This is a genomic window from Candidatus Pelagibacter sp. FZCC0015 (assembly GCF_007833635.1).
Lineage (GTDB): Bacteria > Pseudomonadota > Alphaproteobacteria > Pelagibacterales > Pelagibacteraceae > Pelagibacter.
This window is the reverse complement of the sequence record NZ_CP031125.1, coordinates 1,072,243-1,097,286: the sequence shown is the minus strand read 5'-3', so window position 1 is coordinate 1,097,286 and position 25,044 is coordinate 1,072,243. Positions and strand designations below refer to the sequence as shown.

Below are 25,044 nucleotides of genomic sequence, written 5' to 3'. Positions count from 1 at the left end.
TATTAAATTAATTTTAAAATCTTTATTAAGCCTTTAATTGTAATATCTTGGTTGTGACTTACTTTCGTATTTATTGAGTTTTTAAATAAATTTGAAAATCCACCAGTAATAATTACTTCAAAAGATTTTCTAGTCTCTTTCTTAATTAAATTAATAATATTGTCAATTAAACCCGCATAACCCCAAAAAAAGCCGGATCTAACAGCTGAGATTGTATTGTTGCCAATGACTTTATTAATCTTTTTTAAATCTATTTTCGGAATCAAAGTTGCTTTGTCAGACAAGGTGTTAAGAGATAATCTTACACCTGGGGCAATAATTCCTCCATAATAAGTATTTTTAATTAGTACATCGAAAGTTGTTGCTGTACCAAAGTCTAAAATTATAAAATTATTTTTATTGTTCATTACACTTATGGCGTTGGTAATTCTATCTGAGCCTACCTGTTTATAATCTACTTTGATTTTTATAAGTGATTTTAAGTTTAATTTTTTAACCTCATAACATTTTAGTTTAACTTTTTTCGATAAAAATTTTTTTATTATAGAAAATGTTTTTGGAACAACACTACAAAATAATATTTTTTCAATTTTATTTAATTGAATTTTATTTTTTTTAAATAAACTGTTAAGCTGTTTGTTGTTTAAAGATTTTGATAAAAAAGTAATTTTTTTTGAAATTTTATTATTTTTAGAAACAATACATAATTTTGTTTCCGTATTACCAATATCACCAAGAATATACATTATTAAATTTTATACATTTTTGATAAATTTTTTTCAAAAAGTTGTTTTAGTTTATTTTCTACAATTAATTTACTAATACTTTTTTTAGTTACCTCTTGCAAGTTTGTGGCAGGATAATTCCTTATAATTGGATTTTTTTTAATATTTATGCCTATACCAGTAATTAAAAATTTTTTATCTCTTACAAATATAACTTCTTGTAAAATGCCACTAATTTTTTTTTTATCAATTAATAAGTCGTTCGGTTTTTTAAATAAAATTTTTTTACTTGTAAACAACGAAAGTAATTTTTTAACTAAAAGACAATTGATTTTTGTTATCTCATTAATCGATAGTTTCGTTTTATTTAGTTCATTAAAAAAAGAGATAAATAAATTTCCTTTTAATGATATCCATTTTCTTCCATACTGTCCTCTACCATTTACTTGTGTTTCAGCAACAACCATACCTAAGTTGTATTTAGTTCCTTTGATAATTCTTATTGCAGTATTATTTGTGCTTTTAACTTTTTTAAATTTAAATTTTTTTAATTTCATCAAATAATATTAATTCTTGAAACAACTTCTATTAACTGACTTGGGAATATGAAGTATAAAAGAATTAATATCGTTGAAACTGTAAGTGAAAATTTTAACCATATGCTATGGTCCGTATCGTATTTATCTTTTTCTTTATCAAAGTAAATTATTTTTATAATTCTTAAATAATAAAAAGCTGCAACTACTGTAGATAACAATCCTACTATAGCTAAGAAAAACATTGATTGTTCTAATACAGCTTTAAAAACATAGAACTTAGCAAAGAAACCTGCTAGAGGCGGAATACCTGCTAAAGAAAAGAGTATTACAAGCAAGCATAAAGATAAAAGTGGATGGTTTTTTGATAATCCTGAGAGATCCTCAATATTCTCATAATATTGATCCTTTCTTCTTAACATCAATAGACAAGAGAAAAGAGCTAAATTCATAACTACGTATATTGAAATATAAATTATAGAACTTTGAATTCCTTCGTTCGAAGCTGTGGCTAGTCCTGCCAATGTGTAACCAATATGTCCAATAGAACTATAAGCAATTAGTCTTTTAATATTAGTTTGCCCTATTGCTGCAACAGCTCCAAAAACCATAGAAGCAATTGACAAGAAAATTATAATCATTTGCCATTGATCAATTAAATTTAGGAAAGGAACATATAAAAATCTTATAAATACAGTTAAAGCAGCGATCTTTGGAACCATTGTAAAAAATAAAGTTACAGTTGTTGGTGACCCTTCGTAAACATCAGGTGCCCACATATGAAATGGAACTGCAGAAATTTTAAATGCTAAACCAACTAAGATAAATACGATTCCAAATGTTAAAACATATTCATTAGAATTTAATTGATTTGATATTACATCAAAATTAGTTGAGCCTGAAAAACCATAAACTAAAGAACATCCATATAATAACAATCCTGAAGATAGTGCACTCAAAACAAAATATTTCAAACCAGCTTCGGATGATTTTAGTTGATCTCTATTATATGTTGCTAGTACGTAAAGAGCTAGTGATTGTAATTCTAAACCCATATAAAAAACAATTAAATCATTTGAACTAATCATTACCATCATACCGAGAATAGAGCTCAAAATAAGAACTGGGTATTCGATATTGTATATTTTAAATGTTTTTAAATAGCTTGATGAAATAACTAAAACTAAAAAACCCCCAATTAAAGTTATAATTTTCATTAGTGAGGACATGGTGTCAATCACAACACTTTCATTAAACAAAGTTTCCCTACTAACCGAGAATGTTTCGTTTATTGTTATTATTGCTGTAATTAAAATTGCAAACAAAGATAGATTGAAAATTATTTTTGAACTATTTTTTTTAAAAACACCCAATACAAGTAAAAACATTATTGAAAGTGAAATAAATATTTCAGGTAATACTAAATTTAAATTTTCCATATTATTTACTAGCTATATTTGAGTTATGCATATTAATTAGATCAGTCACAGAAACTTCTATAGTATTTATCAACGGATCTGGATAAAATCCGAAGAATAAAGTTGGAACTGCTAGAAAAGATAAAATCAGATATTCCGATCTATTTAAATCAAACATCTTCTTAAGGTCTTCGTTAACTAGCTTTCCAAAAACAACTCTTTTGTACAACCAAAGCATATATGCTGCTCCAAGTATTACTCCTAAACTAGCAATTACAGCTACTAGGAAATTATCCTTAAAAGCACCCATTAAAATTAAAAATTCTCCTATAAATCCACTTGTCCCCGGTAATCCCAATGCTGCCAATGTAAACAACATAAATAAAATTGAATATTTAGGTATTATTGTAACTATTCCTCCATACGAATTGATCATCCTTGAATGCATCCGATCGTAGACAACACCAACACATAAGAAAAGTGCAGCTGAAACTAAACCATGACTAATCATTTGAATAATACTCCCTTCAATTCCTTGTTGCTGAAGAGTAAATATTCCTAATGTCACAAATCCCATGTGAGCAACAGAAGAATAAGCTATTAACTTTTTCATATCTTCCTGCATTAGAGCAATGAAAGAAGTGAATATGATTGCTATAACACTCAAAGTATAAATTAAGGGTGTAAAAACTTCTGAAGCAACAGGAAATAAGCCTAGAGAAAATCTGATAAAACCATAACCTGCCATCTTTAATAAGATCGCTGCTAACAATACAGATCCTGCAGTTGGAGCTTCAACGTGAGCATCTGGTAACCAAGTATGTACTGGCCACATAGGAGTTTTAACTGCAAAAGAGCTGAAGAATGCTAACCATAAAAGATTTTGATATTTAGCATCTATACCAAGTTCATAAAGCTGAATAACATCTGTTGTCCCTGTAATCCAATAAATAGAAATTATTGCAACTAACATTAAAACAGAACCTAGTAATGTATATAAAAAGAATTTAAAAGCTGAATAAACTCTTTTTGGACCACCCCAAATTCCGATAATTAAAAACATTGGAATTAATCCTGCTTCAAAAAATAAATAGAATACAACTAAATCAAGTGCACAAAAAACACCAATCATGAAACTTTCCATGATTAGGATTGCAATTAAAAAATCTCTTAATCTATTTTTGACGGAATTATTTACAGATATAATGCATAACGGAGTTATGAATGTAGTTAAAATAATAAATAAAATTGAAATACCATCAACACCAACTTTATAATTAATAAAACCTTCAATCCACGTTCTATCTTCTATAAATTGAAAATTAGAAGTTGATTGGTCGAAAGAAATCCACAGATAAATCGAAATTAAAAAATTTACTATGGTCGTGAATAAAGCAACATATTTAGCAGTTGAATTATTTCCTTCTTTATCTTTAGTAAAAAATAAAAATAAAGCGCCAACTGTTGGTAATAATATTAAAGATGAAAGAATAGGAAAATTCATTATTTAACTATTAAAAAGGTTAGTAAAGCAGAGAAACCTAACAACATTACAAATGCATATTGGTAGATATAACCACTTTGAAATTTAGTTGCTTTAATTGAACATTTTTTTATAAAAGAGGAAATTCCATCAGGACCAAAACCATCGATTATAGTTCCATCACAAAACTTCCATAAAAATAAGCCTAGTTTTTTTGAAGATTTAATAAACAAAACATCATACAACTCATCGAAGTACCATTTGTTAACCAAAAAATTATACAAAGGTTGATTCATTGAAGCTATTGAATTAGGTAATTCCTTGTTCTTAACAAACAAGTAATAGGCGATTGGAATAGATAATAAAACCAAACACGGTGTTAAAAGCAAAAACCATAAAGGTGGATGCTCAGTACTCAAAGGCTCTAAAAACTTAATAGATTCTGCCCAGAATAAATTCTCACCATGACCAATAAATAGTCCTTTAAATAGAAAACCAGCAAACACAGCTCCTATTGAAAGAATAAATAATGGAATAAGCATAACTAATGGAGACTCGTGTGTTTCCTCTATCTTAATCTCTTTATTATTGTACTCTCCATGGAAAGTTTTAAATATCAATCTCCATGAATAAATAGATGTTAAAAATGCTGTAATTATTCCAATCCCAGCTGCATAATAACCAGTCGTATTACCTTTTAAATATGCAAATTCTATAATTGCGTCTTTAGAATAAAATCCTGATAAAAATGGAAAACCAGTTAAAGCAAGTGTTCCTATTATCATTAAAGCATAGGTATATGGTAGCTTTTTCCACACACCTCCCATGTTGTTAATATTTTGCTCATCCTTAAATGCGTGGATTACCGAACCAGATCCTAAAAATAATAAGGCTTTAAAAAATGCATGAGTAAATAAGTGAAACATAGCAACATTATATGCACCTACTCCAGCTGCAAAAAACATATAGCCAAGTTGGCTACAAGTAGAGTAAGCAATAATTTTTTTTATATCTGTTTGAACCAGAGCAACCGTTGCCGCAAAGAATGCTGTAGTCATTCCAACGATAGTTATAAAATTTAGTATTAATGGTGAATATTCGTAAATTGGAGAGCATCTTACTACTAAGAAAACACCAGCTGTTACCATCGTTGCTGCGTGAATTAACGCAGAAACTGGGGTTGGACCTTCCATAGCATCAGGCAACCATGTATGAAGTAATATCTGAGCAGATTTACCCATTGCTCCAATAAACAAAAGTAAACAAACTAAGTCTATTGCTTTAACTTCAAAACCTAAAAATGATAAATTTTTATCTACAACTGTTGGAATTTGTTGAAAAACTTCCGAGTAATTAACAGTTCCAAATAAATAAAATATTAAAAATATTCCTAAAGCAAAACCAAAGTCACCTACTCTGTTTACAACAAATGCTTTTATGGCGGCAGCATTTGCACTTTCTTTTTTAAACCAAAAACCAATTAGAAAGTAAGAACAAAGACCAACACCTTCCCAACCAAAAAATAGTTGAATGAAATTGTCTGATGTTACAAGCATCAACATTGCAAATGTGAATAATGATAAATAAGCCATAAACCTTGGTTTATGAGGATCATGGGACATGTAACCAATTGAATAGATATGCACTAAAGCAGATACGGAAGTTACAACTACTAACATTACTGCTGATAAAGGATCAATTAACATTGACCAATTTACATCAAGTGAACCCGAGCTTATCCAGGTAGCTATAACTATATTTTCTTCGTATTGATTTACAATTACTTGATAAAGAACATGAATTGATAAGAGTGCAGAAATTGAAACTAGAGCACTTGTTACTATTTCAGAGTTTCTATCACCGATATATCTACCAAAAAAGCCTGATATAATTGATGCAATAAGTGGAAGAAATATAATCGATAGTTCCATGATTATCCTTTCAACTTATCTATTTCTTCAACACGTATCGTTCCAGAGTTTCTGAAATAAACAACTATTATTGCTAATCCTATGGCTGCTTCTGCTGCTGCAACTGTAAGGATAAATAAAGTAAAAACTTGTCCTGCCAAATCTCCCAAATAAATAGAAAAAGCTACTAAATTGATATTTACAGCAAGCAATATCAATTCAATACTCATTAATATAACAATGATGTTCTTTCTATTAAGAAAAATACCAATTACTCCAATTGAAAAAATAACAGCACCTAAAGTCAAATAATGTCCTAAACCTATATCAATCATCTATTTTAACTCCTTTATTGCTCTGAACTTCTAGCACCTCAACACCTTCAGTTCTTTCTCTAGAAATTTGCTTGATATAACTTTGTCTTTTAAGACCTGATCTTTGTCTAAATGTTAATACAATAGCCCCAACCATAGCTACTAGTAGGATCATTCCACTTATTTGAAACACATGAATATAATCAGTGTATAAAATTTGGCCCAATGAATGAGTGTTGCTTACACTTGTATTAGCAAGTGAATTGTTAATATCAAAAATTTCTGGTTTATATTTCCAGCCACCTATCACAATTATAATTTCAAAGAAAATTAAAGTACTTATAATTAAACCAACTGGGATATGTTTAGAGGTAGCTTGACCTGCAAACCATTGATTTTTTTGTTGGGCTACGTTTAACATCATAACAACAAACAAAAATAAAACTGCTACAGCACCAACATAAACAATTAACATTATCATTCCCAAAAATTCAGCGCCAATCATTATGAAAAGACAAGAGATACTTATGAAATCAAGAATTAAGAAAAATACTGAGTGAACAGTATTTTTAGAAGCGGTTACCATTATAGCTGAAACAACAGCAATTATTGAAAATGTATAAAAGAAAATAGCGTGTGCAATCATTTTTATCTATGGATATTGTCAGCTTTAATATTTGCCTCCAAAACATTCTCCCATCTATCTCCATTATCTAATAATTTTTCTTTTGTATAATAAAGTTCTTCTCTTGTTTCTGTAGAAAATTCAAAATTTGGACCTTGAACTATTGCATCTACCGGACAAGCCTCCTCACACAAACCACAATAAATGCACTTCATCATATCGATGTCATAACGAGTTGTTTTTCTACTTCCGTCTTCTCTTTCTGCTGACTCGATCGTTATTGCCTGAGCTGGGCACACTGCTTCACATAATTTGCAAGCAATACATCTTTCTTCTCCATTTGGATATCTTCTCAAAGCATGCTCTCCTCTAAAACGAGGACTTATTTTACCTTTTTCAAAAGGGTAATTAATTGTTTTTTTTGATTTAAATAATTCTTTAATAGCAATAAATAAACCACCAATAAAATCAGTCATTAATATTGTTTTAAAGAATCTTGAAATCTTCATAATTAATTCACTGGTAAAAGGTTAAAATAAAATAAATAGCTAGCTGTTAATACTACCCAAGTTAAAGAAAGAGGAAGGAAAACTTTCCAACCTAGTCTCATTAATTGATCATATCTGTATCTAGGTACTATGGCCTTAACTAAAGCAAAAAGGATAAACAAAAGAAAAATTTTTAATATTAACCATATTGCACCTGGAACTAATGTAAATGGATAAACATCAATTGGGGACATCCAACCACCTAAAAATAATATTGCTCCCATTGCACACATCAATAAAATATTTGCATATTCACCTAACCAAAACATTGCATACATCATTCCTGAATATTCTGTTTGGTAACCAGCAACCAACTCTGCTTCTGCCTCTGGTAAGTCAAAAGGGGGTCTGTTAGTTTCAGCTAAAGCAGAAATAAAGAATATTACAAACATTGGAAATAATGGGATTACAAACCACATATTTTGTTGAGCAATAACGATGTCGTTTAAATTTAATGAACCAACACAAAGTAAAACATTGATTATTATTACCCCAATTGAAACTTCATAAGATACCATTTGAGCAGCAGAACGAATTGCTCCTAGAAAAGGATATTTAGAATTGGATGCCCAGCCTCCCATTATTATTCCATAAACACCTAGTGAAGAAACAGCAAATAAGTAAAGAATTCCAACATTGATATCTGCCAAAACCTGAGTTGCGCTAAATGGAATTACAGCCCACGCGATCAAAGCTAAAGTCATCGTGACTATAGGGGCTAGTATAAAAATCACTTTATTTGAACTGGATGGAATAATGATTTCTTTGAATATATATTTTAAAGCATCAGCTAAAGATTGTAATAAACCGAACGGACCAACAACATTAGGTCCTTGCCTTTTTTGAACAAAAGCCCAAACTCTTCTATCAAGCCAAACTATCATTGCTACAGAAACAAGAACAGGCACTAGTAAGAATAAAATCTTATAAACTTCTTGAAAAACTATGCTCAAGTATTCCATATTAGCCTTCTGTACCTGTTGATTTTAAATTTAATTTAGAGTTATTACATTCAACCATCGTTTTTGATGATCTAGCAATTACATTTGAAAAATAATAGTCTTTTACATTAATTATTAAATTTTCATTTTGAAACTCATTAGTAGAATTATTTTGGTCATCCACTTGTTTTTCTTTTTGTAAATTTAAATAATTAATCATGCTGCTTTCCAATTCATCTTTGTCATTAAATAATTTTCTATTATTCATAAATTCAGCCAGTTCATTAATTATTTGCCAATCTTCTTTTGCATCACCTGGTGGATACGATGCTTTATAAGCTTTTTGAATTTTTCCTTCTAAATTAGTGAAGTATCCATCTTGTTCAGTGTAAGCGGCGCCTGGTAAAATAATATCAGCAGACTCAGCACCTTTATCACCATGGCTACCTTGGTAAATTATGAATTCATCTTTTTTATCAAATTCTAAATTGTCTTGACCTACAAGATAAACAATATCAAATTTATGTTCTTTTAAGTCACTTATTAAATTATTTTCATTATTAATTATTCCAAGATCAATATTTCCTACAGTTGCTGCATCAGTTGATAAAATATTTAAAGAGTTCCATTCATCTGAAATTTTATTATTTTTTGATAAAAATTCTTTTGTTTTATTAAACAAAAATTCTGAAGACTTTAATCTAAGTAGAGATTCACCAATAATGATTATTGGTTTTTTTGAATTTATAATTTCTTTAGATATGTCATGATTTCCTTCAAGAATATTATTTAAAGTTTGTGTTTGACCATCTAAACTTTGATAAGGATAAGTTAAATCACCAACATCATTAAGTGAAATAATTTTTGTATTATTGTTTAAATAAGCTTTTCTAATTCTAGCATTTAAAATAGTTGCCTCATATCTTGGGTTTGCACCTACTATCAAAATTAAATCTGCTTCTTCAATGCCATTTATAGAGGAATTAAATAAATAGTTTTCTCTTTTTGAATTGTTTATAAATCTATTATCAGATCTTGAATCGTAATTTTTAGTATCAATTGTTCGATCAAAAAATTCTTTAAAAATATAACTAGTCTCCATATTGGTTAAATCACCAACAAAACCACATATTTTTTCTTTTGATGTGTTTTCAAATTTTGATTTAATTATTTTATACACTTCATCCCATGAGGCCTTTTCAAATTTGCCGTTGTATTTGATAAATGGAGTATCTAATCTTTGATGTAGAAGACCATCACAAGCATATCTTGTTTTGTCTGAGATCCATTCCTCATTGATATCTTCATTAATAATCGGAAGTACTCTTTTGACTTCCCAATCATATGTATCTACTCTTATATTTGATCCAATTGCATCCATTACATCAATTGTTTCTGTTTTCTTTAGTTCCCATGGTCTAGCTTCAAATACGTAAGGTTTAGATGTTAGGGCTCCTACTGGACATAAATCTACAACGTTTGCAGACAATTCAGATTGCATTGATTGCTCTAGGTAAGTTGTAATTTGCATATCTTCACCTCTTCCAATAGCACCAAGCTCAGGAACTCCAGCAACTTCCGTTGCAAATCTCACACATCTTGTACAGTGAATACATCTTGTCATTTGAGTTTTAATCAATGGTCCCATGTTTTTTTCAGGAACTGCTCTTTTGTTTTCTTTAAATCTTGATTTGTCTACGCCATAGTACATTGATTGATCTTGAAGATCACATTCACCTCCTTGATCACATACTGGACAATCTAAGGGATGGTTAGCTAACAAAAATTCCATCACTCCCTTACGAGCTTTTTCAACAAGAGCTGTATTTGTTTTAATATTCATACCATCAGCAGCTGGCATAGCACATGAAGCAATTGGTTTAGGAGATTTTTCCATTTCAACTAAACACATTCTGCAGTTACCTGCTATCGATAATTTTTCATGGTAACAAAATCTTGGAATTTCTACTCCAGCTTTTTCGCAAGCTTGAAGAACAGTTAAACCTTCTTCAACTTCAACTTCGATTTCATTTACTTTTAATTTAAGCATTTTTTTTATCCAATAAATGTTGATCTACTAAATATGGAATATTATTTTTCTTTTGAACAATAGGATCCAAATTGTTTCTTTTCTCAATTTCTTTTTTAAAGTGTCTAAGCAATCCTTGAACTGGCCATGATGAACCTTCTCCAAAAGCACAAATAGTATGTCCTGCAATTTGATTTGTAACATCACCTAACATATCTACTTCATCCTTCGTTGCATCCCCTTTTGCCATTCTCTCAAGCATTCTCCACATCCAACCAGAACCTTCTCTACAAGGTGTACATTGGCCACAACTCTCATGTTTGTAAAATCTTGCTATCCTTGCCATACATTTAATTATGTCCTGATCTTTGTTAATAACCACAATACCTGCTGTACCAAGTCCGCTTTTTTCTTCAACACAAGCATCAAAGTCCATTTTTAAAGTTTCACATCTTTCTTTAGGTATTAATGGCATTGAAGAACCTCCAGGTATTACAGCCTGTAAATTTTCCCATCCACCAATTACGCCACCAGCATGAACTTCAATTAATTCTTTTAAAGGAATACTCATTTCTTCTTCAACGTTACAAGGATTGTTTACATTTCCAGAAATGCAGAAAATCTTAGTTCCAGTATTTTTTTCTCTTCCTAAAGAAGCAAACCATTTAGCTCCTCTTCTTAAAATAGTTGGAACCACTGCAATTGTTTCAACATTATTAATTATTGTAGGACATCCATATAGACCTATCAAAGCTGGGAAAGGTGGTTTTAATCTAGGTTGGCCTTTTTTACCTTCTAAACTTTCAAGCAGTGCAGTCTCTTCACCACAAATATATGCACCAGCTCCGTAATGAATATAAATATCTAAATCCCATCCTGTACCAGCTGCATTTTTACCTAATAGTTTTTTTTCATAAGCTTCATCAATTGCTGCTTGAAGTTTTTGACCATCAACAAAATATTCACCTCTTATATAAATGTAACAGACATGTGCTTGAACTGCATAAGAAGCAATCAAACAACCTTCTATTAACTTGTGGGGTTCAAATCTTAAAATATCTCTATCTTTACAAGTTCCTGGTTCAGACTCATCGCCATTAATAACTAGGTAATGTGGTCTAGATCCAACTTCTTTTGGCGCAAATGACCATTTTAAACCAGTTGGAAATCCTGCTCCTCCTCGACCCCTTAATTGAGATTCTTTAATTTCATTAATTATCCAATCTCTTCCTTTATCAGTAATTTCTTTTGTATTTACCCAATCACCTCTCTCTTGTGACGAGGTTACATCTGAGCCTTTATCATTATATAAATTTTGAAAAATTCTATCTTGATCTTTAAGCATTTTTTAAATCCATTAAAGTTTTCCTGTTATTTTCTGGTTCATTATTTACTCTTCCTCTATATGAACCAGGTTTTGGAGTTTCTCCATTTAAAATTTTATCTAAAATATCTAAAGTTTTTTGTTTATCTAAATCTTCATAATAGTCATCATTAATTTGCATCATTGGAGCATTGACACATGCACCCAAACATTCAACTTCCATCCAAGAACAGCTTTTATCATTTGATAATTCACATTCGTTTTCAGAAATTTTTTCCTTACATGCCTCAACTAATTTATTTGCACCTCTTATCATACATGGTGTTGTGGTGCATACTTGAACAAAGTATTTGCCTACAGGAGCTAAATTATACATTGTATAAAAAGTAGCTACTTCATAAACTTTAATATACGGCATATCTAAAAACTTAGCGATGTACTTCATTGCAGCTAGTGGTATCCAGTTATTATTTTGTTTTTGAGCAATATAAAGTAAAGCCATTACAGCACTTTGCTGTTTACCTTCGGGATATTTTGCAACAATAACTTTTGCTGCTTCTAATGATGACGCATTAAATTCAAAACTTTCTGGTTGATCTTTAGCGGGTCTTCTTAAACTCATCTGTCTACCTCGCCAAAAACAATATCTAAAGAACCTAATACCGCAGGAACATCTGCTAACATATGACCTTTAATTAAATAATCCATCGATTGTAAATGTGAAAATCCTGGTGCTCTTATTTTACATTTGTAAGGTTTGCTTGATCCATCAGATATTAAGTAAACACCAAATTCTCCTTTTGGTGCCTCAACAGCTGTATAAATTTCATCTTTTGGAACTCTGTATCCTTCTGTGAAAAGTTTAAAATGATGAATTAAAGCTTCCATTGATTGTTTAATTTCTGCCTTAGGTGGAGGGCTAATCTTGCCGTCTAATGATTTAATAGGACCCTTTTCCATTTTAGCTAAACATTGTTTGATAATTGAAACACTTTCTTTCATTTCTTCAATTCTACATAGATATCTGTCGTAACAATCTCCATTTTTTCCAACTGGAATTTTAAAGTCTAAACTTTCATAGCAGTCGTAAGGTTGAGATTTTCTTAAATCCCACGGAACACCTGAGCCTCTAATCATAACTCCTGAAAAAGAATAATCTAAGGCATCTTCTTTTGTGACCACTCCTATATCTACATTTCTTTGTTTAAAAATTCTATTATCAGTTAACAAACTTTCTAAATCATTAATTATTTTTGGAAACGTTTCACAAAATTTTTTAATATCTTCTTCTAAACCTTTTGGCAAATCTTGATGAACACCTCCTGCTCTAAAATAATTTGCATGAAGTCTTGACCCTGAAGCTCTCTCATAAAATGTCATTAGAGTTTCCCTTTCCTCGAAGCCCCAAAGAGAAGGTGTTAATGCTCCTACATCAAGAGCTTGAGTTGTAACGTTTAAAATATGACTTAAAATTCTCCCAATCTCACAAAATATAACTCTTATGTATTGCGCTCTAATTGGTACATCTATTTTAAGTATTTTTTCGACAGCTAGTGCGAAAGCATGTTCCTGATTCATTGGAGCGACATAATCTAATCGATCAAAATAAGGAACTGCCTGCATATAAGTTTTGTTTTCTATGAGTTTTTCTGTTCCTCTATGAAGTAAACCGATGTGAGGATCAGCCTTCTCTACCACCTCTCCATCAAGCTCTAAAATTAATCTAAGAACACCATGAGCTGCAGGATGCTGAGGGCCAAAATTTAAATTTAAATTTTTAATTTTTTTTGTCATTATTCTCAATTTCTTCTTTAATGTATTTTGTTCCTTCCCAAGGACTTTCGTAATCGAAATTTCTATAATTTTGTTCAAGTTTTACAGGTTCGCTAATCACTTTTTTTTGATCTTCGCTATATCTAACTTCTGTGTGACCAGTTAATGGAAAATCTTTTCTTAATGGGTGGCCTTCAAATTCATAGTCAGTTAGTATTCTTCTTAGATCTGGGTGATCCTTGAAAGATACACCATACATATCAAAAACCTCTCTCTCCATCCAGTTTGCTGATGGAAAAATGCTAGTTAATGATGGAATGACTTCATTTTCAGCAATTGAATATTTTACAATCAATCTTTGATTAAATTCATGACTTAAAAACAAGTATACTACTTCAAACCTTTGATTTTGTTCTGGGTAATCAACAACTGTTATATCTATTAGTTGTCTAAATTTAGTATCTTGATTTGTTTTTAAAAAAATAGCGACATCAATAATGTCTTCCTTATCTGTTTCAATATAAATTTGGTTATGTTTAATTTCTGTATTGTTAATTTTGGTAGTTAACTCAGAATTAATTTTTTTTTCTAGATCTTCTAAACTTTTCATAACTATCTAATAAAAGATCCTTTTTTTCTAATTTTTTTTTGTAGTTGCAGAATTCCATATAACAGTGCCTCTGCTGAAGGAGGACATCCTGGCACATAAACATCTACAGGAACAATTCGATCACAACCTCTAACAACTGAATATGAATAATGATAATATCCACCTCCATTTGCGCAACTACCCATTGAAATCACATATCTTGGTTCAGGCATCTGGTCGTAAACTTTTCTTAAAGCAGGCGCCATTTTATTTGTTAAAGTTCCTGCAACTATCATAACATCTGATTGTCTAGGGGAACCCCTTGGAGCTGCTCCAAATCTTTCTAAATCATATCTAGGCATAGCTGTTTGCATCATTTCCACGGCACAACAAGCTAATCCAAAAGTCATCCAATGAAGTGATCCTGATCTTGACCAGTTAATTAAATTATCAAGTGATGTAGTTATAAAACCATTCTTACTAAAATCTTCTGCAAGTTGTTTAAATTCCTCAGGAACTTGATCTATTTTATTATTCATTGTGGTTTATAATTTTTATTCCCAGTCTAAAGCACCTTTTTTCCATTCATAAATAAAACCTATTGTAAGAATGAACAAAAAAATCATCATTGATGAAAAACCTAATAATCCAATATTTCCAAGAGATATTGCCCATGGAAATAAAAATGCTATCTCTAAATCAAAAATAATAAATAGAATTGCAACTAAATAAAATCTCACATCAAATTCCATTCTTGAATCCTCGAAAGGTTCAAAACCACACTCATAAGCTGAAAGTTTTTCAGGATCAGGTTTTTTAGGTGATAGAATAAAGTTTACAACCACAAAAGCACAACTTAACCCAAGAGCTAAAACTAAAAATATTATTATTGGTAGGTAATCTTTTAAAAAATCAGATAACATGAAAATCTATATATCAGTTTTTATCTGTTGTTGAAGGGCTGATACGTCACATTTTTATTAATATTAACATTGAAAAATGCGAAAAAGTGGCGGGAGTGAAGGGACTCGAACCCTCGACCTATCGCGTGACAGGCGATCGCTCTAACCAACTGAGCTACACCCCCACTATGTTGTTTTGGTGGGCAGTAAAGGACTCGAACCTTTGACCCCCTCGGTGTAAACGAGATGCTCTACCAACTGAGCTAACCGCCCAAAACAAGGCTACTTATTACATCAACACTTAAATAATGTAAATTAATTATTATTGAATACTAGCTTGAGATTTATCGTCTTTTTTAGATATATCGACCTCAACCCACTCGGTTGGTTTAAGTTCTTTTGTAAGGGCTATCTTTATAACCTGATCAGCATATTCAACTGGAGTGATCTTAATATCATCTATAATTTTCTTAGGCATATCTACTAGATCTTTTTCGTTTTCTTTAGGAATTAAAACTTCTTTTATTCCAGCTCTATGAGCGGCTAATAATTTTTCTTTCAAACCACCAATTGGTAATACTTGACCTGTTAAAGTAACTTCACCAGTCATAGCAACATCTCTTCTTACAGGAATGTTTGTAATTGACGAGACTATCGACGTTACCATTCCAATACCAGCTGATGGACCATCTTTTGGTGTAGCTCCTTCAGGAACATGGATATGAAAATCTTTTTTTTCAAAAATAGGAGGAATAATTCCATACTCTAAACATTTTGACCTTACAAAAGATTTTGCAGCTTTAACTGACTCTTGCATTACGTCTCCTAATTTACCAGTGATTTGCATTCTCCCTTTACCAGGCATTGTAACAGTTTCAATTTTTAAAATTTCTCCGCCATACTCAGTCCAAGCAAGTCCTGTTACTATACCTACTCTATTTTCAGACTCTAATTCTCCAAACTTAAACTTAGGGACACCTAAAAATTCAGATAGATTTTTATTATTTATTCCAACTTCTTTTTCTTCACCAGCAACAATTTTTTTAACAACTTTTCTTGCAAGTTTAGAAATTTCCCTTTCAAGATTTCTTACACCAGACTCTTTTGTATATCCTCTAATGACTTCTTTTATAATATCATCATCCAGCTTCATTTCTTTTTCTTTGACACCGTTATCTTTAATTTGTTTTGGTAATAAATACTTGTTTGCGATACTAATTTTTTCATCCTCAGTGTAACCCGCTAATCTAATTACTTCCATTCTATCTAGTAAAGGAGGTAAAATGTTTAAGGTATTAGCAGTAGTTACAAACATCACATCAGATAAATCATAATCAACTTCTAAATAATGATCATTAAATGTTGTGTTCTGTTCAGGATCTAAAGCTTCTAATAATGCTGAAGATGGATCACCTCTATAATCATTTCCTATTTTATCTATTTCATCTAACAAAATTAATGGATTTTTAGTGCCTGCTTTTTTCATCATTTGAATAATTTTACCTGGAAGAGATCCGATATATGTTCTTCTGTGTCCACGTATTTCTGCTTCATCTCTCATTCCACCAACTGACATCCTAACAAATTCCCTATTTGTAGCTTTTGCAATTGATTTTCCTAAAGAAGTTTTTCCAACACCTGGAGGTCCAACTAAACATAAAATTGGTCCTTTAATTTTTTCCATTCTTTTTTGAACCGCTAAAAATTCTATTATTCTCTCTTTAACTTTTTCTAATCCAAAGTGGTCTTTATCAAGAATATCTAATGCTTTCTTTAAATCTATATCTACCTCACTTTTTTTATGCCAAGGAAGTTCTATCATCCAATCTAAATAATTTCTTACAACTGTTGCCTCTGCTGACATTGGACTCATATTTTTTAATTTTTTTAGTTCTTGTAAGCATTTTTTTTCTACCTCTTTTGGCATCTTCGCTTTTGTAATTGCTTTATTCAAACTAGTTGTTTCATCTTTACCATCTTCAATTTCACCAAGTTCTTTTTGAATAGCTTTTAGTTGCTCATTTAAATAATACTCTCTTTGTGTTTTTTCCATCTGGGTTTTTACTCTGCCCCTAATTCTTTTTTCAACACCAATAATACTTGTTTCATTTTCCATTATTTTAATAATGGCGTTTAACCTTTTCTTTACATCAACGGTTTCAAATATTTGTTGTTTTTCAGAAATAGTAGCTGTTATATGAGATGCAATATTATCTGCAATTTGTGAAGGGTCTTTTAATTGTTTAATTGTGTTTATGGTTTCATTAGAAATTTTTTTATTTATAGAAGTTAATTTTTCTAATCTTCTTAAAGCTGTAGCAGCTAAAGGAAATAAATCCTCATCTTTAGGTGAAACATCGTTATAGTGTGTGTAATCACATATTATAAACTTTTCATTATCCTTAAAGTCTAAAATTTTTACTCTTTTAATACCCTCAACTAAAACTTTAACAGTTCCGTCAGGTAGCTTTAATAGTTGTAAGATGCTTCCTTCACAACCATACATAAATACATCTGTTTTTTTAGGGTCATCAATTTCTGAATTTTTTTGAGTTACTAAAATAATTTTTTTATCTTTTTTCATTACTTCATTAAGTGCTGAAATAGATTTATCTCTTCCTACAAACAGAGGGATTACCATACTTGGAAAGACTACAATGTCTCTCAATGGTAGTAACGGCAGTGAAATTTTGACATCCATACAAACAATATGGATATTATATTTTATAATGCAATAGGTATTTGTTACTTATTAAGAGTATTAAGCCGCTGTGGTCTTATTTGACTTGGATTTATTGTCACCTTTAGCATGAACTAAGATTGGTTGTGATTGTCCTTTTGCAGCACCAGCATCAACAATAACCTCTTCAATATTATCTTGACTCGGAAGATCGTACATTGTTTTCAACAAAATATTTTCTAGAATTGATCTCAAACCTCTTGCTCCAGTTTTTTTGCTAATAGCTTTTTGTGCTATTTCTTTAAGAGCATTTTCTTTAAATGTTAGTTTAGCACCATCTAATTTAAATAATTCCTGATATTGCTTTGTTAAAGAATTTTTAGGTTCTTGTAATATTTTTATTAAAGATTTTTCATCTAAATCCTCAAGTGTTGCTATCATTGGTAGTCTTCCAATAAATTCTGGAATCAATCCAAATTTTAATAAATCTTCTGGCTCTAAACCTTTCATCCATTCACCAGTTTTCTTATCTTGTGTATTTTTTACATCTGCACCAAAACCAATTGATGTACCCTTGTCTCTTTGAGAAATAATTTTATCAAGACCTGCAAAAGCACCACCACAAATAAATAAAATATTTGTAGTATCTACTTGTAAAAATTCTTGTTGTGGATGTTTTCTACCTCCTTGAGGTGGAACACTTGCAACTGTTCCTTCCATTATTTTAAGGAGAGCTTGTTGAACTCCTTCTCCAGATACATCTCTAGTGATTGATGGATTTTCAGATTTTCTACTAATTTTATCTACTTCATCAATATAAACTATACCCCTTTGAGCTTTTTCAACATTATAGTCAGATGCTTGTAACAATTTCAAAATAATATTTTCAACATCTTCTCCAACATAACCTGCTTCTGTTAGAGTTGTTGCATCAGCCATAGTGAATGGAACGTCAAGAATTCTAGCAAGGGTTTGTGCAAGCAATGTTTTTCCACAACCTGTAGGACCCACTAAAAGTATGTTAGATTTTGAAAGCTCAACATTTTTACTTGTTTTGCTTTCATAATTTAATCTTTTGTAATGATTGTGTACTGCAACAGATAATACTTTCTTCGCATGAGCTTGACCGATTACATAATCATCTAATACTGAACAAATTTCCTTAGGAGATGGTAGACCATCTTGATGTTTTACAAAAGTATCTTTGCTCTCTTCTTTAATAATGTCCATACAGAGCTCAACACATTCATCGCAGATGAAAACAGTTGGACCAGCAATCAACTTTCTTACCTCATGTTGGCTCTTGCCACAGAAAGAACAGTAAAGAATATTTTTGTTATTTGTTGTCATATTAATTTTTATAACGAATCAATTTAATTACTTTATTATAGAAGACTCACACTAATCAAGTTACGATTAATGATGACTCAATATATTGTGTATTAAGATCTTTTTTCTACTACTTCGTCAATAAGACCAAAAGATTGTGCGACATCTGATGTCATGAAATTATCTCTTTCGAGAGCAGACTTTATTTCTTCAACACTTTTTCCAGTATGTTTTGAGTAAATTTCATTAAGTCTTTTTTTTAAAGACAAAACTTCATTAGCATGAATTTCAATATCAGTTGCCTGACCTTGAAAACCTGCAGATGGTTGATGAACCATTATTCTTGAATTAGGTAAAGAAAATCTTTTTCCTTTAGTGCCTGCTGCAAGTAAAAAGGAACCCATCGAAGCTGCTTGACCAATACATAAAGTAGAAATATCTGGTTTAACATATTGCATTGTATCATAGATACCAAGACCAGCTGTAACCAAACCTCCTGGGCTATTTATGTATAAATAAATTTCTTTTTTTGGATCCTCTGCCTCTAAAAATAATAATTGAGCAGTAACTAATGATGCAACGTTGTCATTAATTTGACCTGTTAAAAAAATAATTCTTTCTTTTAATAATCTTGAATAAATATCATAAGCTCTTTCACCTTTACTTGATTGTTCAACAACCATAGGCACAAGATTGCTCATATGTTCTGATAATTTTGTTGTCATAAGTTGATTCGTTCTACTTATACAACTTGAGATTACTTTTTGCTAACTTTTTTTGTCTTTTTTGCTGCTGGCTTTGATTTTGCCTTTTTAGTTGTAGGTTTTTTTTCTTTAGCAGATGTTGAGGTTGATTTTTTCTTAGTTTCTTTTTTTTCTTCTCCATGACTATGGTCATGGTCATGGTCATGCTTATGAGCTTCTTTTAAAATCTTTTCAGCTTCTTCTTTTGTAATTTCTTTCTTATTTGCTTTACCTTTTTCTTTAAGTAAATTTAAAATTTTTTCTTCATATACGGTACCTCTTAAACTCGCTAATGCAGATGGATTTTTTTGATAAAAATCCATAACCATTTTTTCTTGTCCGGGCATCATTCTTAGTTGTTTTTGCACTTCAGCCTGAATTTCTTGTTCTGTTACTTTAATTTCATTTTTTTCACCAAACTCATTTAGAATTAATCCGGTTTTAATTCTTGTTTTTGCTTTTTCTTCAAAGTTTTTTTTATTTTTTTTTGCTTCTTCATCAGACATACCTTGTGAAAGAATTTTTACTTCTTCTTCAACTAAATTTTCAGGAACTTCATCTACTTTAATTTTCTCTATTTCTTTTAAAATTTGATTTTTAGATAATTGATCTAGAGAGTTTTTATATTCATCATTAATTTGTTTTGAGATTAAAGTTTTTAAATCTTTTAAATCTTTTGCTCCTAAATTTTTTGCAAAATCATCGTCAATTTTTACTTCTTCTGATTGCTTAACACTTAAAATTTTACAATTAAATTTAGCTTTTTTATTTACCAATTCTTTTTCTGGAAAATTTTCTGGCAAAGTTGCTTCTACAACTTTTTCATCATCTTTTTTAACTCCAATTAATTGCTCATCGAAACCTTTTAAAAATAAATCTTTACCTAAGGTCAATTGAGTATTTTTTCCTTCACTTCCTTTAAAATCATTACCATCAACTGTTGCTTTATAATCTAAAGAAACTAAATCACCTTTTTTAGCTTTTGTATCAGCGCTTACTTCTTTAAAATTTGGTTGGTTTTTGGCAATTTCTTTAATTCTTTTATCTGTTTCACTATCATCAATTTTTACAGTGTATTCGTCAAATTTAATATTTTCTAAAGATTTAATTTCTACTTTTGGTAGCTCTGTGACTGATAAAACATACTCAAGATCTTTATCTTCACCGTAAGTCTTTAAGTCAAGCTTTGGTTGACCGGCTGGCTTAATTTTATTTTCTTCTAATGCTTTTGTAGATGTTTCTTTTAAAACTTTATCTAAGACTTCTCCAAAAACTGCTTTACCAAATTGTCTTTTTAAAATTTCTTTTGGAACTTTGCCTGGTCTAAATCCTTTAAGATTTACACTACCTTTGATCTCTTCATATTTTTCATCCATATAAGAGTTCATAGTCTCTTTATCGATAAAAACTTTAAGGTCTTTATTTAATCCTTTTTTATTTTCTACTGTAACTTTCATAATATTTTAATGGTAGGGCGAAAAGGACTCGAACCTTCACATGTTGCCATATTGGTTCCTAAGACCAACGCGTCTACCAATTCCGCCATCGCCCCACAAATTACGAGGTTTTATATATTATTGAAACTATTTGTCCAATGACAATTGTTAAAAAATTATCTATTTATCTACTAAAATTTATACTAATTTAAAAAAAATGATTGTTTCACCTTGCATAAGCATTTGTAAAACTGATCCATCTACAGGCTATTGTTATGGTTGTGGGAGAAGCAATGAAGAAAAAAGAATTTGGAAACTTGAAGAAACAACTGAAGAGTGGAAAAATAATAACTTAGAAATAATTAGAAAAAGGCTTTCTGGCTGGCAACTTGATAGTTTTAATGAGTCTTATGATCATAAAATTAATAATGGTATATCTCTATTCAAAAAGAATTTAAAAAATGAGTAGATCATCAATAGTTATAATTATTTATATAATTGGTCTTATTTTTGGTGCACTTGTATTGGACATGTGGAGTGCTGAAACAAGTCCAAAAGCATTACTGGGTATAGGATGGACAGCATTATTTTTGATAGGCTTATTTTTTGCAGAAAAAAATGAAAAAAAATAATAATCTTGTTTTTTTTTTATTTATTTTCTTCATTCTAGCTCCAATCTCTAAATCATATTCAGAAATTATAATACTTAGTAAATGTGATCACAAAGAAGATGGTTTTTTAAAAAACGAATACATATTAAATCTGAATGAATTAATTATGACGCGTAATTATGTTTATAATGAAAAAACTTATCAAAAATACAAGATCACTGATTTAAGTGTTAAAAAAAAAAATTCCTATGTGAGAAATATTTATGAAGAAAATGGTAAAATACTTACCTTAAAACACGGATATCCACAGTTTTATACTCAAATTTTATTTGAAAAAGATAAACCAGAAATATTTGTTAAGGCTGTTTTAAATGATGTTGAAAGTTTATCCAAAATCTCTACTTGTAAAAAAATAGAGAAATTTGATCAACAAAGTTAATTTTTACTTTTTTTTTCTTCCTTATTTTTTGCTAGAAATTTTTTTTTAAGTTCAAACCTGCTATTTGTAATATTTGAACGATGCTTTGCATATGCTTGCTTTTGCGCTTGTCTCATTGCTCTTTTAGATGACATAATAATTTAATTTAATATTCAATTTCTAAAGTATCAATAACTTTTAAACTTTTATCTGAAATAACAATCTCTCCAGATGAAGGTGCGTAATTTAAAATTTCAGAAATTACTACATAATGAGTAACAAAAACTAAGTTTTGATCTTTATTCCAAGTGCTTATAAATTTATCAAAATCAATAATTTGCTTTTTTCTATTATTGGCAAATTTTGCACTAAAAAATGAATTCAGAAAATTTTTAGTTTCATATTTTTTAAAAGCAATAGATGCCGTTTCTTTGCATCTGCACCATTCACTAGAATAGACTATTCCTATTGGAATTTTATTTTCCTCAAAAAAATTACCAATTTTTTGTGATTGAACTCTACCAGCATCACTTAAATTTCTTTGGGTAGCACAATCATTAATATCAAAATTATCTGGATCACCACCACCAGGAGCATAAGCATGTCTTATGAAAATTAATTTTCCACCCTTTTGTAATTCATTGATTAAAGTTTGTTTTGAATCTGCTTTAACTGAGGGATTAATGCATATAAATATTATAATTAAATAACTTAAAATTTTCATTTATGAATATTAGAATAGATAATTTAAATAAAACAATTCTTAAATGTAAAAAATGCCCAAGACTTGTTAATTTTATAAAAAAAATTTCAACAGAAAAAAGAAAGCAGAATATAAATGAAATTTACTGGGGAAAACCAGTTGCAGGTTTTGGTGCAATTGATGCAAAAATTTTAATAATAGGATTGGCCCCCGCAGCACATGGGGGAACAAGAACTGGAAGAGCTTTTACAGGTGATAAATCTGGAGATTTTTTATTTAAATGTTTATTTAAAGCAAAAATATCAAACCAACCAAATTCAGAAAACCTAAATGATGGTCTTAAATTAAAATCAACATATATTACTAATATTTTAAAATGTGTTCCTCCAGGAGACAAACCTAAAATAGAAGAGCTAAATAATTGTTCAAAATATTTTGATAGTGAGATTTATAATTTAAAAAAATTAAAAACTATTGTCGCATTAGGAAAAGTGGCATTTGATAATTGTGTTAAATTTTATAAAAAAAAATATACTTTTAATCAAAAGATAAAATTTATTCATGGAAAATCCTATTTACTACCAGGAAATATTAAACTAATTGCCTGTTATCACCCTAGCCCTAGAAATGTAAACACTAAGCTTGTATCTGAAAGAATGATTGTAGATTTATTTAAAAAAGCTAGGAAAATATCTATCAACTAGAAGTATAGGGTTTAAAGTCTAATAAGATTTTTTCTGGAATTTTTACTGGCTTGAATTTTTCATTTATAAATACTAGATGAATTTTAGCTTCTACGATCAATTCCTGATCTTTAAATATTGATTGATTCATTAAAAAAGAAGTTTTTGAAGTAGAGTCTACAAAAGATTTAATTTGTAAATCATCTTCTAAATATGCAGATTTTTTATATTCAATATTACACGATTTAACAATTATAAGAGCACCAAAATCATTTTTTATTTTTGTATTGCTTAATCCAATAGTTGATAACGCTTCAGTTCTAGCTCTTTCTAAATATTTTAAATAATTTGCATAATACACAACACCACCAGCATCTGTATCTTCATAATACACTTTAACATTATGAGTAAAGTTTTTATGCATAAATTAATAATATCAAATAAATAAAAATTTAATAGAAACTAAGATATAATATCTTAGATGAAAATTTATGTAATTTGGTTAATTGGAGTATTTTTGTGGAACTTTGGATTTCCAAATGCAATTCCAATCGCTGATGTTATCGCAGCTATTTTATTATCGTTTTTAAGTATTGGATTAAAAAAGTATCTAAAATATTAATTAATCTGCTGAAAAATAAATATTCTGAAAATAAGAAATTGATTTCATTTTAGAATTATCAGTATCTGCCATTATAGCTAAGCCATCTAATTCATTCACATCTAGATCATGAAATTTTTTAAAATCTTCTTTAACATTAGCTTTCACTGTTACCCAAACATTCAGATTATCTTTTGTAGTTGCTAATACATTATCTATTGATTTTTTTGTATAAGGGCTTGGCCAACTCTGTCCGACTGTACTATTACTTGAAAAAACGTAATTAATCGCTCTATTTGAAAGTGGTGTTGCTCCTGTTTTTTTTACTGCAAAAACTCTAGCTGCAAAATCATGACCTTTTTTGGATTTTTCATTAATACCTTGCAAATCTTTTTCAATTTTCCATGTTATGTTGATAAATGGTGTCTTGTTTAGGTCAATTTTAACCTCTTTTCCAAGACCAGAAGCAGCATTATCTGCTACGGCTTTTAAAAAATTACCATTCTCATTTGATCCAACAGAATAAACTGTTTTATTATCCGCTCCTCTCACCTTACGAACATCAAGTTCTGAAAGCTCTTGCTCTGTAAATTTAAAAATATTCATGTTTTCAGCGAGTGCAGAGTTAAGTAAAATTAATGATGTAATAAAAATATAAAAAAATTTAAACATGATCTTCTTATAGATAGATTATTTATAAATTCAATATTCAGTCACAATTTA

29 protein-coding genes and 3 tRNA genes are annotated in these 25,044 nt (G+C 29.8%); 5 read left to right on the top strand and 27 right to left on the bottom strand.

The window, feature by feature from the left end; all coding sequences use genetic code 11:
* Positions 1-2: 2 nt before the first annotated feature.
* The 23 genes from DT059_RS05785 to DT059_RS05675 form a co-directional block, all read right to left on the bottom strand.
* A complete protein-coding gene (locus DT059_RS05785) occupies positions 3-746 on the bottom strand; it encodes a type III pantothenate kinase (RefSeq protein WP_145597518.1) in 744 nt (247 codons plus the stop codon).
* A gap of 2 nt (positions 747-748) precedes the next feature.
* Positions 749-1,282: a biotin--[acetyl-CoA-carboxylase] ligase gene (locus tag DT059_RS05780; RefSeq protein ID WP_145597516.1), complete on the bottom strand. Its 534-nt coding sequence runs from the start codon at positions 1,280-1,282 to the stop codon at positions 749-751.
* Complete coding sequence (gene nuoN, locus DT059_RS05775) at positions 1,282-2,700, bottom strand: NADH-quinone oxidoreductase subunit NuoN (protein ID WP_145597514.1); 1,419 nt, start codon at positions 2,698-2,700, stop codon at positions 1,282-1,284. Before nuoN ends, DT059_RS05780 begins: the two co-directional genes overlap by 1 nt.
* 1 nt (position 2,701) lies before the next feature.
* Positions 2,702-4,183, bottom strand: a complete 1,482-nt coding sequence (locus DT059_RS05770; RefSeq protein ID WP_145597511.1) for an NADH-quinone oxidoreductase subunit M — start codon at positions 4,181-4,183, stop codon at positions 2,702-2,704.
* A complete protein-coding gene (gene nuoL / locus DT059_RS05765) occupies positions 4,183-6,093 on the bottom strand; it encodes an NADH-quinone oxidoreductase subunit L (protein WP_145597509.1) in 1,911 nt (636 codons plus the stop codon). Before nuoL ends, DT059_RS05770 begins: the two co-directional genes overlap by 1 nt.
* A 2-nt stretch (positions 6,094-6,095) precedes the next feature.
* On the bottom strand, positions 6,096-6,404 hold the full coding sequence (gene nuoK / locus DT059_RS05760; RefSeq protein ID WP_034390394.1) for an NADH-quinone oxidoreductase subunit NuoK: 309 nt from the start codon (positions 6,402-6,404) through the stop codon (positions 6,096-6,098).
* Complete coding sequence (locus tag DT059_RS05755; RefSeq protein WP_072090497.1) at positions 6,400-7,032, bottom strand: NADH-quinone oxidoreductase subunit J; 633 nt, start codon at positions 7,030-7,032, stop codon at positions 6,400-6,402. The genes nuoK and DT059_RS05755 overlap by 5 nt, the downstream gene beginning before the upstream one ends.
* A gap of 2 nt (positions 7,033-7,034) precedes the next feature.
* Complete coding sequence (gene nuoI, locus DT059_RS05750; protein WP_034390080.1) at positions 7,035-7,520, bottom strand: NADH-quinone oxidoreductase subunit NuoI; 486 nt, start codon at positions 7,518-7,520, stop codon at positions 7,035-7,037.
* A 2-nt stretch (positions 7,521-7,522) separates the two neighbouring features.
* Positions 7,523-8,521, bottom strand: coding sequence for an NADH-quinone oxidoreductase subunit NuoH (gene nuoH, locus DT059_RS05745; RefSeq protein ID WP_145597507.1), 999 nt, complete (start codon positions 8,519-8,521; stop codon positions 7,523-7,525).
* 1 nt (position 8,522) lies between these two features.
* Positions 8,523-10,550: an NADH-quinone oxidoreductase subunit NuoG gene (gene nuoG, locus DT059_RS05740; protein WP_145597505.1), complete on the bottom strand. Its 2,028-nt coding sequence runs from the start codon at positions 10,548-10,550 to the stop codon at positions 8,523-8,525.
* Positions 10,543-11,874, bottom strand: coding sequence for an NADH-quinone oxidoreductase subunit NuoF (gene nuoF / locus DT059_RS05735; RefSeq protein WP_145597503.1), 1,332 nt, complete (start codon positions 11,872-11,874; stop codon positions 10,543-10,545). Before nuoF ends, nuoG begins: the two co-directional genes overlap by 8 nt.
* Positions 11,867-12,475 carry an NADH-quinone oxidoreductase subunit NuoE gene (gene nuoE, locus DT059_RS05730; protein WP_145597501.1) on the bottom strand — a complete coding sequence of 203 codons (609 nt, stop codon included), beginning with the start codon at positions 12,473-12,475 and terminating at the stop codon, positions 11,867-11,869. The genes nuoF and nuoE overlap by 8 nt, the downstream gene beginning before the upstream one ends.
* A complete protein-coding gene (locus DT059_RS05725; protein WP_205713267.1) occupies positions 12,472-13,647 on the bottom strand; it encodes an NADH-quinone oxidoreductase subunit D in 1,176 nt (391 codons plus the stop codon). The genes nuoE and DT059_RS05725 overlap by 4 nt, the downstream gene beginning before the upstream one ends.
* Complete coding sequence (locus DT059_RS05720) at positions 13,631-14,236, bottom strand: NADH-quinone oxidoreductase subunit C (protein ID WP_145597499.1); 606 nt, start codon at positions 14,234-14,236, stop codon at positions 13,631-13,633. The genes DT059_RS05725 and DT059_RS05720 overlap by 17 nt, the downstream gene beginning before the upstream one ends.
* A gap of 2 nt (positions 14,237-14,238) precedes the next feature.
* Positions 14,239-14,754 carry a NuoB/complex I 20 kDa subunit family protein gene (locus DT059_RS05715; protein WP_023853927.1) on the bottom strand — a complete coding sequence of 172 codons (516 nt, stop codon included), beginning with the start codon at positions 14,752-14,754 and terminating at the stop codon, positions 14,239-14,241.
* A 15-nt stretch (positions 14,755-14,769) separates the two neighbouring features.
* Positions 14,770-15,138 carry an NADH-quinone oxidoreductase subunit A gene (locus DT059_RS05710; RefSeq protein WP_023853928.1) on the bottom strand — a complete coding sequence of 123 codons (369 nt, stop codon included), beginning with the start codon at positions 15,136-15,138 and terminating at the stop codon, positions 14,770-14,772.
* An 87-nt stretch (positions 15,139-15,225) separates the two neighbouring features.
* A tRNA-Asp gene (locus tag DT059_RS05705) sits at positions 15,226-15,302 on the bottom strand.
* A gap of 12 nt (positions 15,303-15,314) precedes the next feature.
* Positions 15,315-15,390: transfer RNA gene (locus tag DT059_RS05700), tRNA-Val, on the bottom strand.
* 49 nt (positions 15,391-15,439) lie between these two features.
* Positions 15,440-17,818: an endopeptidase La gene (gene lon / locus DT059_RS05695; protein ID WP_145597497.1), complete on the bottom strand. Its 2,379-nt coding sequence runs from the start codon at positions 17,816-17,818 to the stop codon at positions 15,440-15,442.
* A 60-nt stretch (positions 17,819-17,878) separates the two neighbouring features.
* Positions 17,879-19,147 (bottom strand): ATP-dependent Clp protease ATP-binding subunit ClpX, encoded by a 1,269-nt coding sequence (gene clpX / locus DT059_RS05690; RefSeq protein ID WP_075504097.1) that lies wholly within the window; start codon positions 19,145-19,147, stop codon positions 17,879-17,881.
* Between the two features lie 92 nt (positions 19,148-19,239).
* Positions 19,240-19,851 carry an ATP-dependent Clp endopeptidase proteolytic subunit ClpP gene (gene clpP, locus DT059_RS05685; protein ID WP_145597496.1) on the bottom strand — a complete coding sequence of 204 codons (612 nt, stop codon included), beginning with the start codon at positions 19,849-19,851 and terminating at the stop codon, positions 19,240-19,242.
* 32 nt (positions 19,852-19,883) lie between these two features.
* Entirely contained in the window at positions 19,884-21,326 is a 1,443-nt protein-coding gene (tig, locus tag DT059_RS05680) for a trigger factor (RefSeq protein ID WP_145597494.1), read from the bottom strand.
* Between the two features lie 10 nt (positions 21,327-21,336).
* A tRNA-Leu gene (locus DT059_RS05675) sits at positions 21,337-21,421 on the bottom strand.
* Between the two features lie 101 nt (positions 21,422-21,522).
* Here DT059_RS05675 and DT059_RS05670 point away from each other — a divergent pair.
* The 3 genes from DT059_RS05670 to DT059_RS05665 are packed head-to-tail and all read left to right on the top strand — an operon-like array spanning position 21,523 to position 22,355.
* Positions 21,523-21,774, top strand: a complete 252-nt coding sequence (locus tag DT059_RS05670) for a DUF1289 domain-containing protein (protein ID WP_145597492.1) — start codon at positions 21,523-21,525, stop codon at positions 21,772-21,774.
* A complete protein-coding gene (locus DT059_RS07335; protein WP_168189264.1) occupies positions 21,767-21,937 on the top strand; it encodes a hypothetical protein in 171 nt (56 codons plus the stop codon). The genes DT059_RS05670 and DT059_RS07335 overlap by 8 nt, the downstream gene beginning before the upstream one ends.
* A complete protein-coding gene (locus DT059_RS05665) occupies positions 21,924-22,355 on the top strand; it encodes a hypothetical protein (RefSeq protein WP_145597490.1) in 432 nt (143 codons plus the stop codon). Before DT059_RS07335 ends, DT059_RS05665 begins: the two co-directional genes overlap by 14 nt.
* Here the strand turns inward: DT059_RS05665 and DT059_RS07330 are convergent.
* The gene (locus tag DT059_RS07330) at positions 22,352-22,489 is read right to left on the bottom strand and encodes a hypothetical protein (RefSeq protein WP_023853936.1); all 138 of its coding nucleotides are present in this window, start codon (positions 22,487-22,489) and stop codon (positions 22,352-22,354) included. The two genes, DT059_RS05665 and DT059_RS07330, sit on opposite strands and share 4 nt — an antisense overlap.
* A gap of 11 nt (positions 22,490-22,500) precedes the next feature.
* The gene (locus tag DT059_RS05660) at positions 22,501-23,058 is read right to left on the bottom strand and encodes a histidine phosphatase family protein (protein WP_145597488.1); all 558 of its coding nucleotides are present in this window, start codon (positions 23,056-23,058) and stop codon (positions 22,501-22,503) included.
* Between the two features lie 2 nt (positions 23,059-23,060).
* Here DT059_RS05660 and DT059_RS05655 point away from each other — a divergent pair, with 2 nt between their 5' ends.
* Positions 23,061-23,741: a uracil-DNA glycosylase gene (locus DT059_RS05655; protein WP_145597486.1), complete on the top strand. Its 681-nt coding sequence runs from the start codon at positions 23,061-23,063 to the stop codon at positions 23,739-23,741.
* On the opposite strand, the gene DT059_RS05650 is transcribed toward DT059_RS05655, so the two are convergent.
* A complete protein-coding gene (locus DT059_RS05650; protein ID WP_145597484.1) occupies positions 23,734-24,144 on the bottom strand; it encodes a YbgC/FadM family acyl-CoA thioesterase in 411 nt (136 codons plus the stop codon). The genes DT059_RS05655 and DT059_RS05650 overlap by 8 nt on opposite strands.
* 57 nt (positions 24,145-24,201) lie before the next feature.
* Between DT059_RS05650 and DT059_RS07325 the strand changes: the two genes are divergently transcribed.
* Positions 24,202-24,342, top strand: coding sequence for a hypothetical protein (locus tag DT059_RS07325; protein WP_168189263.1), 141 nt, complete (start codon positions 24,202-24,204; stop codon positions 24,340-24,342).
* Here the strand turns inward: DT059_RS07325 and DT059_RS05645 are convergent, their stop codons facing one another.
* A complete protein-coding gene (locus tag DT059_RS05645; RefSeq protein WP_145597482.1) occupies positions 24,343-24,993 on the bottom strand; it encodes a DUF3047 domain-containing protein in 651 nt (216 codons plus the stop codon).
* Positions 24,994-25,044 lie beyond the last annotated feature (51 nt).

What these genes read in the sequence shown, in the direction of transcription:
- DT059_RS05665 (WP_145597490.1), top strand. Translation starts at nt 21,924, where the DNA reads ATGAAAAAAAATAATAATCTTGTTTTTTTTTTATTTATTTTCTTCATT.
- DT059_RS05660 (WP_145597488.1), bottom strand. Translation starts at nt 23,058, where the DNA reads ATGAAAATTTTAAGTTATTTAATTATAATATTTATATGCATTAATCCC.
- DT059_RS05710 (WP_023853928.1), bottom strand. Translation starts at nt 15,138, where the DNA reads ATGTTATCTGATTTTTTAAAAGATTACCTACCAATAATAATATTTTTA.
- DT059_RS07325 (WP_168189263.1), top strand. Translation starts at nt 24,202, where the DNA reads ATGAAAATTTATGTAATTTGGTTAATTGGAGTATTTTTGTGGAACTTT.
- DT059_RS05645 (WP_145597482.1), bottom strand. Translation starts at nt 24,993, where the DNA reads ATGTTTAAATTTTTTTATATTTTTATTACATCATTAATTTTACTTAAC.
- DT059_RS05780 (WP_145597516.1), bottom strand. Translation starts at nt 1,282, where the DNA reads ATGAAATTAAAAAAATTTAAATTTAAAAAAGTTAAAAGCACAAATAAT.
- DT059_RS05655 (WP_145597486.1), top strand. Translation starts at nt 23,061, where the DNA reads ATGAATATTAGAATAGATAATTTAAATAAAACAATTCTTAAATGTAAA.
- nuoI (WP_034390080.1), bottom strand. Translation starts at nt 7,520, where the DNA reads ATGAAGATTTCAAGATTCTTTAAAACAATATTAATGACTGATTTTATT.
- DT059_RS05770 (WP_145597511.1), bottom strand. Translation starts at nt 4,183, where the DNA reads ATGAATTTTCCTATTCTTTCATCTTTAATATTATTACCAACAGTTGGC.
- DT059_RS05755 (WP_072090497.1), bottom strand. Translation starts at nt 7,032, where the DNA reads ATGATTGCACACGCTATTTTCTTTTATACATTTTCAATAATTGCTGTT.
- tig (WP_145597494.1), bottom strand. Translation starts at nt 21,326, where the DNA reads ATGAAAGTTACAGTAGAAAATAAAAAAGGATTAAATAAAGACCTTAAA.
- DT059_RS05670 (WP_145597492.1), top strand. Translation starts at nt 21,523, where the DNA reads ATGATTGTTTCACCTTGCATAAGCATTTGTAAAACTGATCCATCTACA.
- DT059_RS07335 (WP_168189264.1), top strand. Translation starts at nt 21,767, where the DNA reads ATGAGTAGATCATCAATAGTTATAATTATTTATATAATTGGTCTTATT.
- DT059_RS07330 (WP_023853936.1), bottom strand. Translation starts at nt 22,489, where the DNA reads ATGTCATCTAAAAGAGCAATGAGACAAGCGCAAAAGCAAGCATATGCA.
- nuoL (WP_145597509.1), bottom strand. Translation starts at nt 6,093, where the DNA reads ATGGAACTATCGATTATATTTCTTCCACTTATTGCATCAATTATATCA.
- nuoH (WP_145597507.1), bottom strand. Translation starts at nt 8,521, where the DNA reads ATGGAATACTTGAGCATAGTTTTTCAAGAAGTTTATAAGATTTTATTC.
- nuoN (WP_145597514.1), bottom strand. Translation starts at nt 2,700, where the DNA reads ATGGAAAATTTAAATTTAGTATTACCTGAAATATTTATTTCACTTTCA.
- nuoG (WP_145597505.1), bottom strand. Translation starts at nt 10,550, where the DNA reads ATGCTTAAATTAAAAGTAAATGAAATCGAAGTTGAAGTTGAAGAAGGT.
- DT059_RS05650 (WP_145597484.1), bottom strand. Translation starts at nt 24,144, where the DNA reads ATGCATAAAAACTTTACTCATAATGTTAAAGTGTATTATGAAGATACA.
- clpP (WP_145597496.1), bottom strand. Translation starts at nt 19,851, where the DNA reads ATGACAACAAAATTATCAGAACATATGAGCAATCTTGTGCCTATGGTT.
- DT059_RS05785 (WP_145597518.1), bottom strand. Translation starts at nt 746, where the DNA reads ATGTATATTCTTGGTGATATTGGTAATACGGAAACAAAATTATGTATT.
- nuoF (WP_145597503.1), bottom strand. Translation starts at nt 11,874, where the DNA reads ATGCTTAAAGATCAAGATAGAATTTTTCAAAATTTATATAATGATAAA.
- lon (WP_145597497.1), bottom strand. Translation starts at nt 17,818, where the DNA reads ATGGATGTCAAAATTTCACTGCCGTTACTACCATTGAGAGACATTGTA.
- nuoE (WP_145597501.1), bottom strand. Translation starts at nt 12,475, where the DNA reads ATGAGTTTAAGAAGACCCGCTAAAGATCAACCAGAAAGTTTTGAATTT.
- clpX (WP_075504097.1), bottom strand. Translation starts at nt 19,147, where the DNA reads ATGACAACAAATAACAAAAATATTCTTTACTGTTCTTTCTGTGGCAAG.
- DT059_RS05715 (WP_023853927.1), bottom strand. Translation starts at nt 14,754, where the DNA reads ATGAATAATAAAATAGATCAAGTTCCTGAGGAATTTAAACAACTTGCA.
- DT059_RS05720 (WP_145597499.1), bottom strand. Translation starts at nt 14,236, where the DNA reads ATGAAAAGTTTAGAAGATCTAGAAAAAAAAATTAATTCTGAGTTAACT.
- DT059_RS05725 (WP_205713267.1), bottom strand. Translation starts at nt 13,647, where the DNA reads ATGACAAAAAAAATTAAAAATTTAAATTTAAATTTTGGCCCTCAGCAT.